General features: G+C 65.4%; 1 protein-coding gene. It reads right to left on the bottom strand.

The window, feature by feature from the left end:
- Nucleotides 1-296 precede the first annotated feature (296 nt).
- Nucleotides 297-13,295, bottom strand: a complete 12,999-nt coding sequence (locus ACIPL0_RS12750) for a non-ribosomal peptide synthetase (RefSeq protein ID WP_400731538.1) — start codon at nt 13,293-13,295, stop codon at nt 297-299.
- Nucleotides 13,296-13,346 lie beyond the last annotated feature (51 nt).

The following is a 13,346-nucleotide window of genomic DNA, read 5'->3' as shown; positions in this document are numbered from 1 at the left end:
CGCGTGCGCAGGATTTACGACGACTTCGTCGCCGCTCGCAGGGCAAGCCAGCTCCTACAGGGATGGCGCCCGTCAGCCGGTCTTATGGCGCCGCTGAATATCCTGCCGCAGCACTAATCCCGTGGGAGCGTGGCTTGCCCGCGAAGAGGCCGTAACAGGCAACGCGATGTCGCCTGAACCAACGCTTTCGCGGGCAAGCCCGCTCCCACGGGGAAAGCGCCCGCTATACCAAGCCCGCTTCCACAGGGAAAGCGCCGGCTATACCAGGCCCGTTTCCGCAGAGGATGAAGAGCGGGTTACAGATCTTCCAGCTCCGCCATCAAATCCCCCAGCCGGTCGAAGGTGTCGTCGCTGATCTCGCTGGTTTCCAGCCCGTCGATGTAGCCGGCCAGTTCTTCGACGGTGCTGCACTCGAACATCGCTCGCAACGGCACGTCCCGTTGCAGGGCCTTTTGCACGCGGGAGGCGATCTGTGTCGCCAGCAGCGAATGCCCGCCCAGTTCGAAGAAGTTGTCGCGTACGCCAACCTGCTCGACCTTGAGCACCTCGGCCCAGATATCGGTTAGGGTTTGCTCCAGTTCGCTGCGCGGCGCCAGGTAGTCGGCACCGTGCAACTGGCCGATGTCCAGGTCCGGCAGGGCCTTGCGGTCCAGCTTGCCGTTGGCGTTCAGCGGTAGGCGTTCCAGCCACAACCAGTGCAGCGGCACCATGTATTCCGGCAGTTCGGCGCGCAGGCGCTGTTTGATGCGCTCCAGCCGTTCGCTCGGATTCAGGGCGCCATCGGCCGCCACCAGATAACCCACCAAGTGCTTGCCGTTGACGCCCTCCTGCACGCTGACGGCGGCATCGCGCACTTCCGGCTGTTCGTGCAGGCGCGCTTCGATTTCGCCCAGTTCGATGCGGTAACCGCGAATCTTCACTTGATGGTCGATACGGCCGACGTATTCCAGCACGCCGTCCGACCGTTGCCGCGCCAGGTCGCCGGTGCGGTACAGACGCTCGCCCGGCGTACCGAATTCATTCGGCACGAAGGCCAGCGCAGTGCGCACAGGATCGCTGACATAACCGCGACCGACGCCGGTCCCGGCCACGCACAGTTCGCCCACCGCGCCCAGCGGCACCAGGTTCTGCGCGGCGTCGAGCAAGTACAGGCGGTTGTTGTCGGTCGGCGAACCGATCGGCAGATACGTGCCACGAGTCGAGGCCAGATCGACGCGGTAGAACGCCACGTCGTCCGAACATTCGGCCGGGCCATAGGCGTTAACCAGGCCGATCTGCGGGTAGCGTTGCAACCACTGATGCGCCAGTTCCGGCGGCATCGCCTCGCCCGTCGGCAGCATCCAGCGTAGGCCATCGAGGGCGATGCATTCCTGGGCCAGCATGCCCTGAATCAACGACGGCACGCTTTCCAGCACGGTGATGCCCTGCTCCTGTACGTGAGCCAGTAAACCTTGCGGATCATGGGCGATGGCGTTCGGCACGATGTCCACCTGCGCACCGAACAGCGGCGCGGCGAGGAACTGCCAGACCGAAATATCGAAGCTCTGCGACGCGGTCTGGGCGATCACGTCGCGCTCACTCAGTTGCAGATACGGCACCTTGCTCAGCTGGTTGTTGAGCATGCCGCGCTGTTCGACCATCACGCCTTTTGGCAGGCCGGTGGAGCCGGAGGTGTAGATCACGTAGGCGAGGTTGTCCGGGCCGCTATGAATGCGCGGATTGGCCAGCGACCAGCTGCCGTGTTGCACCTCTTCCCAGACCAGCAGTTTCGGTCGTCCGGCACAGGAATACTCGTCCAGCAACGCCTGCGCCTGGTCGCGGCAGGCCTCGGTGCAGACCAGCAGCGGCGTGCGGCTCAGTTCGATGATCCGACCCAGACGTTGAGCCGGCAGGCCCGGATCCAGCGGCAGGTAACCGGCGCCGGCCTTGAAGCTGCCGATGATCATGCCGAGCAGGTCCAGGCTGCGCTCGGCGAGCAAGGCCACCGGCTGATCGACCTGCACCCCGGCGGCGACCAGCGCATGACCGAGGCGATTGGCGCGCTGGTTGAGGCTGGCGTAGGTGTCCTGATGGTGGAGGCAGGTCGCGGCGACCCGCTGCGGATGCGCGGCTACCTGCGCTTCGAACAGCGACACGTAGCTTTGCTCCAGCGGGTAGGCGTGCGCACTCTGATTGCAGCCGTGCAGCAGGAACTCGCGCTCCTGTGCGCCGATCAGCGGCAGCTCGGCCATGTCGCCATGGAAGCCTTCCATCAGCGCCAGCAGCAGGCGCTTGAACTCGCTCAGCAGGCGTTCGACGCTGCTCTGCTCGAAATAGCGCTGGTCGTAGGACAGGTGCAGCCCGAGGTCGTCGCCCGGGTAGCAGACTGCTGTCAGCGGGAAGTTGGTGTGGGTGCGGCCCGAATCCGAGGTGGCGTTGAGGGTCTGCGCGTGGTCCAGCACCGCCATTTCCACCGGCGCGTTCTCGAACACGAACAAGCTGTCGAACAGCGGCTGGCCCTTGGGCAGTTCGCTGTTTTCCTGGATCGCCACCAGCGGCAGGTATTCGTACTCGCGCAGCTCCATGTTGCGTTCCAGCAGGCCATTGAGCCACGCCCGCACGCTGCAGCGCTCGCCGTCTTGCGGCAATTTGACCCGCAGCGCCACGCTGTTGATGAACAGGCCGACGGTGCGCTGCATCTGCGGCAACTCCACCGGACGCCCGGCCACGGTGACGCCGAACAGCACGTCGCGGTCGCCACTGAAACGACGCAGCACCAAGGCCCACGCCGCTTGGGCGAAGGTGTTGACGGTCAGTTGATGCTGCTGCGCCAGTTCACGCAGACGGACACCATCGGCCACGTCCAGACGGATGTAGCAGTCGCCCACCACCATGCCGCCGCTGTCGCCGGCATGCTCGCGCAGGAACGGCCGGTCGCTCGGGATCGGCGTGGTGCGCTCGAAGCCCTTGAGGTTGTTTTTCCACCACTGCCGCGCTTCGTTCAGGCTCTGCTTCTGCAGCCAGCCGATGTAGTCGCGGTAGCGCGGAGGCTGGCTCAGTTGCGCGTCGCGGCCTTCGCCGAGGGCGCTGTAGATTTCAAAGAAATCGTTCATCAACAGCGAACGGCACCAGGCATCGATGAGGATGTGGTGGTTGCTCATCATGAACCAGTAACGCGCCGCGCCAACCTTGATCAAGCGCAGGTGGAACGGCGCCTGATGCAGCAGATCGAAACCGGCTTCGCGTTCGTCCTTGAGCAGCGCTTGCAGGCGCGGTTCATGGCTGTCTTCCGGATCAAGGCTCCAGTCCAGGTACTCGATCGGCGTGCTGCCGGGCTTGTGAATGACCTGCAGCATGTCTTCGCCGATGTTCCAGCAGAACGACGCGCGCAGGGCTTCGTGACGGGCGATCACCGCCTGCCAGGCGGCGGCGAAGCGTACGGGGTCCAGCTCGCTGTTGATGCGGTAGCGGTCCTGCATGTAGTACAGGCCGGTGCCCGGTTCCAGCAGGGTGTGCAGCAGCATGCCTTCCTGCATCGGGGTCAGCGGATAGACGTCTTCGATCTGTGACCAGACCACCGGCAGGCTGTCCAGCTGTGGCTGGGTCAGACGCGCCAGCGGGAAGTCTGACGGCGTCAGGCCACCGGCGTCCTCGCCGAGGCAATGGCTGACCAGCGCCGCCAGCTCACTGACATAGGCATTGGCCAGCGCCTCGATGGCGCTGCGCTCATACCGCTCGCTGCTGAAGGTCCAGCGCAGCACCAGCTCGCCGCCGTACACCTGACTGTCGATGCTCAGCTCGTTGGGCAACGGCGCGTCCGGGGAATGAGCTTCGCCGGCCGAGGTTTCCAGCGGACGGAACAGCGCGTCGTCGGCAAAGCTCTGGTCGAACTGACCGAGGTAGTTGAAGGTGATCGGCGCGTGCGGCAACGCGGCCATGGCCTCGCGGCTGGCGGCATCGGCCAGATAACGCAGCACGCCATAACCCAGGCCCTTGTGCGGCACGCCGCGCAATTGCTCCTTGATCGCCTTGATCGCCTCGCCCGGTCCGGCATCCAGCGGGTTCAGGCGCACCGGGTAAGCGCTGGTGAACCAGCCGACGGTGCGGGTCAGGTCGATGTCGTCGAACAGGGTTTCGCGGCCATGGCCTTCCAGTTGAATCAGCGTCGACGGCTGCCCGGTCCAGCGCCCGACCACCCGCGCCAGCGCGGTCAGCAGCAGGTCGTTGACCTGGGTGCGGTAAGCCGCCGGTGCCTGTTGCAGGAGTTGCCGGGTGGCGGCCGCGTCCAGACGCACGCTGACGGTCTGGGCATGGCGGTTTTGCTGGCTGCCCTGCTCACGCTGACCCGGCAATTCGTTGGCCGGTCCGGCCAGTTGCTGCTGCCACAACTGCAGCTCTTCACGCAGCGATTCACTGCCGGCATAGGCCTGCAAGCGCGCCGCCCAGTCACGCAGGGCGCTGGTTTTCGCCGGCAGTTGCGCCGCGTTACCGGCGAGGATCTGCCGATAGGCCACTTGCAGGTCGTCCAGCAGAATGCGCCACGACACACCGTCCACCACCAGGTGATGGATCGCCAGCAGCAGGCGCTGTTCGCCGTTCGGCCCGTCCACCAGCAAGGCGCCGACCAGCGGCCCGTGCTGCAGGTCGAAGCTGCGCTGGATCTGGTCGAACAGCGCGGTGGCGTCAGCCATGTCGTTGACCTTTGCCTGGCGCAGCACACCGCCGTCCGGCAGGCCACGGTGTTCAGCGCGCCATTGGCCGTTGGCCTGGGTGAAGCTCAGGCGCAGGGCATCGTGTTGCTCCAGCACCGCCAACAAGGCTTGATCCAGCGCGTGGGGATCGAGGCTGCCGGTCGGTTGCAGCACCAGCGCCTGGTTCCAGTGCTGACGCTGCGGCATGTCGCTGTCGAAAAACCAGTGTTGGATCGGCGTCAGTGCCGACTCACCGGTCAACAAGCCCTGCTCGGCCTGCACCTGCTCGGTACGGCTGGCGACAAGCGCCAGACTCTGCACGGTCTGGTGCTGGAACAGGTCGCGCGGGGTGAAATGGATACCCAGCGACCGGGCGCGACTGACCACCTGAATCGACAGGATCGAATCGCCGCCCAGCTCGAAGAAGTTGTCGTTGAGGCCGACCTGGCTGACGTTGAGCACGTCGCACCAGATATTCACCAGATGCTGTTCCAGCGCGTTGCTCGGCGCCACATAACGTTGGCGGTTGAGCTCCGGGTCCGGCGCTGGCAGCGCGCGGCGGTCGAGCTTGCCGTTGGCGGTCAGCGGCATGCTCGCCAGCAGGATCAGATGGGTCGGCACCATGTAATCCGGCAACTGGCTGCGCAGGTGGGTTTTCAGCGATTCGCGCAGTTGCGCCTGCGCTTCTTCGCCTTGTGAGGCCGCGTCGCTGACCAGATATCCGGCCAGTTGCGTGCCGCCCGGCATGTCCAGCGCCAGCACCACGGCTTCGCGAATGGCGTCGTGTTCCAGCAGGCGGTTTTCGATTTCACCCAGCTCGATGCGGAAACCGCGAATCTTCACCTGATGGTCGATACGCCCCAGGTACTCGACCAGCCCGTCGGCGCGCTGGCGCACCAGATCCCCCGTGCGGTACAGACGGCCGCCGTCACTGGCGAACGGGTCAGCGACAAAACGCTCGGCGCTCAACCCCGGACGCTGGTGATACCCCTGCGCCAGCCCCGCCCCGCCGACATACAACTCGCCGGTCGCGCCTTGCGGCACCAGCGCCAGATCGGCGTCGAGAATGTAAGCCACCCGGGACCCAACCACGCTGCCGATCGGCACGCTGGCCTGGCCCTGCTCCAGCGCGTCCGGCGCCAGGCACGCCAGCGGCATGACCACGGTTTCGGTCGGGCCGTAGGCGTTGAAGAACCGTTCCGGCGCGAAAGCGCCACGGATGCGTTGCAGGTGTTCGCCGGTCAGCGCCTCGCCGCCGGTGATGCACATGCGCACCGGCAGGGTCTGTTGCCGGGTCGCCAGCCATTGCGCCAACTGGCTGCCATAGCTGGGCGTAAAGCCAAGAATGTTGACGCCCTGCTCGCGGATCAGCGCGCAGATTTCCCGCGCGTCCCATTGCCCCTGAGCCCGCAGCACCACCCGCGCGCCGCTGAGCAACGGCACCAGCAGGCGCTCGGTGGCGGCGTCGAAGTTGATCGAATAGAAATGCAGCTCGCAGTCGTCCGGGCGCATGTCGAAACGACGGATCACTGCCTGACAATGCATGGCGATTTCGCCGTGGGACACCACCACGCCTTTCGGCTTGCCGGTGGAGCCCGAGGTGTAGATCAGGTAGGCCTGATGCTGCGACAGAGTCTCGACGGTCGGCGCCTCGGACGGGTACGCGGCCAGCGCCGCAACATCGTCTTCCAGGCACCAGCTCGCCACACCGGCTGGCAGCTCGCCCAACGCTTGCAGCAGGCTGGCGTGACTCAACAGCAGGCCGATGCCGCTGTCTTCGATCATGTAATGCAGGCGGTCGAGTGGATATTCCGGGTCCAGCGGCACGTAGGCGCCACCGGCCTTGAGAATCGCCAGCAGGCCGACCACCATGTCCAGCGAACGCTCCAAAGCAAGGCCGACACGTACGTCTGGCGCAACACCTTGCTCACGCAGACGCCAGGCCAGACGGTTGGCGCGCTGGTCCAGTTCGCGGTAGCTCAGGGTTTCACCGGCAAAGGTCAGCGCCGGTGCATCGGGACGCATGGCAACCTGTTCGGCGAACAGCCCGTGGATGTTCTGGTCCAGACGCTGCTCACCGGCCTCACAGCCCAGACTGTCGCGCAGCGCTTGCTGCTCGGCGGCCTGCAACAGCGGCAGTTCACTCAGACGCTGCTGCGGGTCGGCGATCAGCGCGTGCAGCAGGTTCTGCCAGTGTTCGGCCATGCGTGCGATGCGCGGCTCGTCGAACAGGTCGGTGCTGTAGGTCAGGCAGCAACCCAGACGGTGGTCCAGATCGGTGACTTCCAGGTTGAGGTCGAACTTGGTCGCGCGGGCATCGTTGACCAGGTACTCGACCTTCATCCCGCCCAGCGTGCGGCTCTGCTGGAATTCCCAGCGCTGCACGTTGCACATCACCTGAAACAACGGGTTATACGCCGCACTGCGGGTCGGTTGCAGGGCTTCGACCAGATGGTCGAACGGCAGGTCCTGATGAGACTGGCCTTCGATGACCGTGTGGCGCACCTGCTCGAACAACTCAGCGACACGCATCTGTCCGTCGAGCTGGCAACGCAGCACCTGAGTGTTAAGGAAGGCGCCGATCAGCCCTTCGCTTTCCGGGCGGATGCGGTTGGCGACCGGCGCGCCGATGCGCAGGTCGGTCTGGCCGCTGTAGCGATAGAGCAACACAGCGAGGGTCGCGGTCATGGTCATGAACAGGGTCAGGCCCTGCTGCGCATTGAAGGCGCGCACACGGTTAGCCAGTTCGTCGCTGAGGTCGAAGCGGTACAGCTCGCCGCGATGGCTTTGCACCGGCGGACGCGGACGGTCACTCGGCAGCTCCAGCAGCGGGTGTTCGTCGCCGAGTTGCGCGATCCAGTAATCCAGCTGGCGCTGACGCTCGCCAGCCTCCAGCCACTGCCGTTGCCAGACGCTGTAGTCCAGGTATTGCACCGGCAGCGGCGCCAGCGGCGAGTCGCGGTCGTCGATAAAGGCTTCGTACAGCGCGCTGAGTTCGCGGGCAAAAATATCCATCGCCCAGCCTTCGGTGACGATGTGGTGCAGGGTCAGCACGAAGTAGTGTTCCTGCTCGCCCGCCTTGACTAGATAAGCGCGCAGCAGCGGCCCGGTTTCCAGGTTGAACGGCGTGTGCGCTTCGTCGTCGGCCAGTTGTTGCAGGCGCCATTGTTGAGCGTCAGGCTCCAGCGCCGAGAAGTCCTGCCATTGCAGGACCACGCCGGTTTCTGCCGACACCTGCTGACGCGGCACGCCATTGACGCTCGGGAAGGTGGTACGCAGGGTTTCGTGGCGCTGGATCAGCGCCTGCAACGCCGCCTCGAAACGGCTGACATCGAGCACGCCGGTAAAGCGCGCCATGCCGCCGACGTTGTACGCCGGGCTGTCCGGCTCCATCTGCCAGAGGAACCACATGCGCTTCTGCGAGTACGACAGCGGCACCGGCTGGCTGCGGTCGATGCGGGCAATGGCCGATTGCTGGTTGGTCTGGCCGCTGTCCTTGAGTTGGCCGATGCGCTCGGCAAAGGCGCCAAGCTCGCTGGCCTCGAACAGCACCCGCAGCGGCAACTCGACGTCGCAGGCCTGACGGGTGCGAGAAATGATCTGGGTCGCCAGCAGCGAATGCCCGCCGAGGGCAAAGAAATCATCACGCAGGCCGACCTTCGACACGCCCAGCACTTCACGCCAGATTGCGGCAATCTGTTGTTCCAGTGCGTTCTGCGGTTCGACGTGCTCGCGCACCTGCCACACCGGTTCCGGCAGCGCCTTGCGGTCAAGCTTGCCGCTCGGGCTCAGCGGCATTTGCGCCAGACACATCAGCTGCGCCGGGACCATGTAGTCCGGCAGCTCGGCAGCCAGTGCTGCCTTCAGTTGCTCGATCTGCTGATGCTCGTCGACGCTTGAATCGTTGCGGGTGAAATAGCCGATCAATTGCGCACCGGCGGCGGTGTCGCGCACCAGCACCACGGCCTGATCGACGCTGGCTTGAGCGAGCAGGCGCGCTTCGATTTCTTCCGGTTCGACACGGAAACCACGCAGCTTGACCTGCTGATCGAGGCGGCCGAGGTATTCCAGCACGCCGTCAGCGCTCCAGCGCGCACGGTCGCCGGTGCGGTACAAGCGCGTGCCCTGCTCGCTCAGCGGATCGGCGACGAAACGTTCGGCGGTCAACCCGGCACGGCCAAGATAACCACGGGCAAGGCCAATGCCGCCGATGCACAGCTCGCCCGGTACGCCTTGCGGCACCGGGTTCAGCTCGGCATCCAGCACGCGGCAGATCACGTTGCCCAGCGGGCGGCCAATCGGCGAACGCTCGCCGTCTTCAACGCTGCATTGCCAGTGGGTGACGTTGATCGCGGTTTCGGTCGGGCCGTAGCGGTTGTGCAGTTGCACGCCCGGCAGTTGCGCCAGCACGCGATTGCGCAGCTCGGCGGGCAATGCCTCGCCACCGGAATACAAACGACGCAGGCTGATGCAGGCGCGGGCCTGCGGTTCGTTGATGAACAGTTGCAGCAGCGGCGGCACAAAGTGCAGCGTGGTCACACCGAACTGCTGGATCAGTTGCGCGATGCGCTGCGGATCGCGGTGTTCACCAGGACCGGCCAGCACCAGCGAGCAGCCAGTGATCAGCGGCCAGAAGCACTCCCACACCGAGACGTCGAAGCTGATCGGCGCCTTCTGCATCAGCACGTCGGTTTCATCCAGCCGATAGGTCGCCTGCATCCATTGCAGACGCTCGGCCAATGCTGCGTGGCTGTTGCCGACGCCCTTCGGCTGGCCGGTGGAGCCCGAGGTGTAGATCACGTAGGCGAGGTTGTCGCCGTGCAGATGCAGGCCCGGCGCGTGGCTCGGCCAGTTGTCGAGCTTGAGCAGATCCATGGCAATGGCGCAGACGCCGGTGGCGGTGGGCAGGCGGTCGAGCAGTTGGCTTTGGGTCAGCAGCAGCTCCACGCCGCTGTCGGCCAGCATGTAGGCCAGCCGCTCGGTCGGGTAATCCGGGTCCAGCGGCACGTAGGCGCCACCGGCCTTGATGATTGCCAGCAGGCCGACCAGCAGTTGCGGCGAACGCTCGGCGGCAATCGCCACACGCACGTCAGGGCCGACACCCTTATCGCGCAGGTAATGGGCCAGACGGTTGGCCTGGGTGTGCAGACTGGCGTAATCAAGCTCGCCTCCATCCCAGCGCAGGGCAATACGCTCCGGGGTCTGCTGGGCCTGATGATTGAGCAGCTCCGGCAGCCACTGCGCCGCCGGTTTGCACGGCGCTGCACCCCAGGTCTGTTGCTGCACGCGCTCTTCATCGCTGAGCAGTTGCAGATCCTCCAGCGCACGCTCGGCATCTTCACTGACCTGGCGCAGCAGGCTGACGAAATGCTCGGCCAGACGGGCGATGGTCGCCGCGTCGAACAGCTCGTCGGCGTAGTCGAAGGACAGGCTCAAACGGCCTTTCGCGTCTTCTTCGCTGTGCAGTTGCAGGTCGAACTTGGCTTCGCGGCTGTGCCACGGCAGCTCATCGGCGAGCAGCCCCGGCAGTCGGCGCAGGGCGCTGAGATCGCGCTGCTGATGGTTGAACATGACCTGGAACAGGCCCTGCTCGCGGGCTTGCGGATAGGCTTCCAGCAACTGCTCGAACGGCAGGTCCTGATGGGCCTGGGCGCCCAGCGTCGCTTGACGGGTGCGCGCCAGCAATTCGGCGAACGGCAGGCGTGCGTCCAGCTCGGCGCGCAGCACCAGCGTGTTGATGAAGAAGCCGATCAGTCCCTGGGTTTCCAGACGCGGACGGTTGGCACCCGGCACGCCGATGCGGATGTCGGTCTGCCCGGTGTAACGATGCAGCAGGCTCTGGAATGCCGACAGCAACAGCATGAACGGCGTGGCCTGATGAGCCTGAGCGGTCTGGCGTACAGCCTCGCTGAGGGCGGTATCCAGCTTGAGGGTCAGACGCGAAGCGCTGTGCTGCTTTTGCGTCGAGCGTGGGTGGTCGACGGCCAGACTCAGGGGCGGCGTCTCGACGCCCAATTGTTCCTTCCACCACGCCAGTTGCCGCGCCGACTCACCATTGGCCAGCCAGTCGCGCTGCCACTGGCCGTAGTCGGCGTAATGCAACGCAATCGGCGCCAGTTCGGCTGTGTGCCCATGGCAGGCCGCCGCGTACAGGCGCGAGAACTCGTCGATCAGAATGTTCAGCGACCAGCCGTCGGCAATGATGTGGTGCATTGTCACCAACAGGATGTGTTCCTGGTCGTCGAGGCGTACCAACGTCACCCGCCACAGCGGGCCCTTGCGCAGATCGAACGGCGCGCGGGCATCGTCTTCGCGCAGTTGCTCGGCGCGCAGGCGGCTGCCGGGGAGGTCGCTGAGGTCGACCACGCTCAAGGAAAACGACGGCTTGGCGTCGATCAGTTGCACGGCCTGACCATCCTGCTCATCGAAGCGCGTGCGCAGGGATTCGTGGCGCTCGATCAACTGCGCAAAGCTGTTGCGCAGGGCGCGCTCGTCCAGCTCACCCCGCAGGCGCAACGCGCCGGGAATGTTGTAGGCATTGCTGTGGGGCTCCAGTTGCCAGATGAGCCACAGGCGGTTCTGCGCCAAGGATTGCCGCAGGGCCCGATTGCGCGGCAGGCGCGGAATGGGGCTCTGGCCGGTGCCGCCACTGACCTGTTGCCGGGCGACCTGCTCGGCAAAGGCGCCGAGGGTCGGCGCTTCAAACAGCAGGCGCAGGTTCAGCTCGACGCCCAGCACTTCACGCAGGCAAGCGACCACCTGGGTCGCCAGAATCGAGTTGCCGCCAAGCAGGAAGAAATGGTCGTCGCCCGCCACTTGTTCGCAATTCAGATGCTCGGCCCAGATCTGGCCGATCTGCGTTTGCAGGTCGGACGTCGGCTCAGTGCGGCTCGTGCTGGATGGCGCTTCGCTTACCGGGAATTGCGCGTAGCTGTCCAGCGTGCCGTCTGCCAGCCGCACGCGGCAGGCCGAGCGTTGCAGCTTGCCGCTGGAGGTCTTCGGCAGCGCGCCCGGATTGAGCAGCACCACCACGCTCGGCGCCTGCTGGCAGGCTTCGGCGACGACCTGGCGCAGGGTCTTGATCAGCGCTTCGGCCGGCAGGATTTTCTGCACGCTGCGGCTGATTTCGGCAGCGATGCCGATGCCTTCTTCGCCGTTGTGATTCACCGCAAACGCCGCCACGCGGCCCTTACGCACCACGTCAACCTCGCGCTCGATGGTCTGCTCGATGTCCTGCGGATACAGGTTGTGGCCGCGCACGATGAGCATGTCTTTCAGGCGCCCGGTGATGTACAGCTGGCCGTCGCGCAGGAAACCCAGGTCGCCGGTACGCAGCCAGGTCTGGCCGTCGCGCTCGACGAAGGTGTTGGCCGAGGCCTCCGGGTTGCGCCAGTAACCGTGGGCGATGCTCGGCCCGGCGGCCCAGACTTCGCCCACTTCGTTGTCGCCCAGCACGTTCAGTTGCGTGGGTTCGACGATGCGCACGGCGTGGTCCGGCTGGTCGGTGCCGCAGCTCATGATCGCGCTGCCGGTGCCGGGCGCTACGCGGTTCTGCATCAACGCCTGGTCATCGACCTGCAACGCTGGAATGCCCTGCCCGCGCTGACCACCGGCGACAAACAGCGTCGCCTCGGCCAGACCGTAGGAGGCGAAATAGCTGCTGTCGCTGAAACCGCAGGCGGCGAATTTGTCGGCGAATGTCTGCAGGGTGTCGAGCCGGATCGGCTCGGAACCGGAATACGCCACACGCCAGCCGCTCAGGTCCAGCCGCGCCAGCGCCGCGTCGCTGACCCGCTCGGTACACAGGCGGTAGGCGAAATCCGGGCCGCCGCTGATGGTACCGCCGTATTCGCTGATCGCTTCCAGCCAGCGAATCGGCCGGGTCAGGAAGTACGCCGGGGACATCAGCACGCACGGCACGCCGCTGAAGATCGGCTGCAAGAGGCCGCCGATCAAACCCATGTCGTGATACAGCGGCAGCCAGCTGACGATGACGTCGTTCGGGTTGAGATCGATGCCGAAGCCTCGACGGATCAGTTGTTCGTTGGCGACCAGATTGCCGTGACTGACCTGTACGCCCTTGGGCAGCGCAGTGGAGCCGGAGGTGTACTGCAGGAAGGCGATGTCATCGCCCTTCAGGTCGGGCTGCTGCCAGCCGTCAGCCAGCGCCGGGTCGAGGTCATCGACGCAAAGCAGCGTCGGCGCGTTGGCGGCGGACAGTTCGTCCATGTTCAGCAATGGCTCACGCAGGGGCGAACTGGTCAGCACCAGACGCGGCTCGGCGTCGGCGATGATCGAGATCAGACGTTGCTGATGATGACGACGGGCCGACTCCGGTGGATAGGCCGGCACCGCGATGACCCCGGCATAGAGGCAACCGAAGAACGCCGCCACGTAATCCGGGCCGCTGGGGAACAGCAGGACGGCGCGATCACCGAACCCGGCATTGGCCTGCAACGCTGCAGCGATGGTCCGGGCCCGCAGGTCCAGGTCGCGGTAGCTGAGCACGGCGCCCTGCTCTTTGTCGTCGGCGAGAAACCGCAGCGCCAGCCGATCAGGGGTCAGGGCAGCGCGCTGTTGCAGAGCGTGGGCCAGGGTAACGGGGAGTTCGAACGCGTCCATCATGAAAGTCCTGAGTGGAGTCGGCTTGCAATTGAATGAGTGAAAAACAGAGGG

The organism is Pseudomonas sp. NPDC090208 (genome assembly GCF_044746785.1).
In the GTDB taxonomy this organism is placed as follows: Bacteria; Pseudomonadota; Gammaproteobacteria; order Pseudomonadales; family Pseudomonadaceae; genus Aquipseudomonas.
Note: the sequence above shows the minus strand (reverse complement) of the source record. Positions and strands in the feature narration are given on the sequence as shown.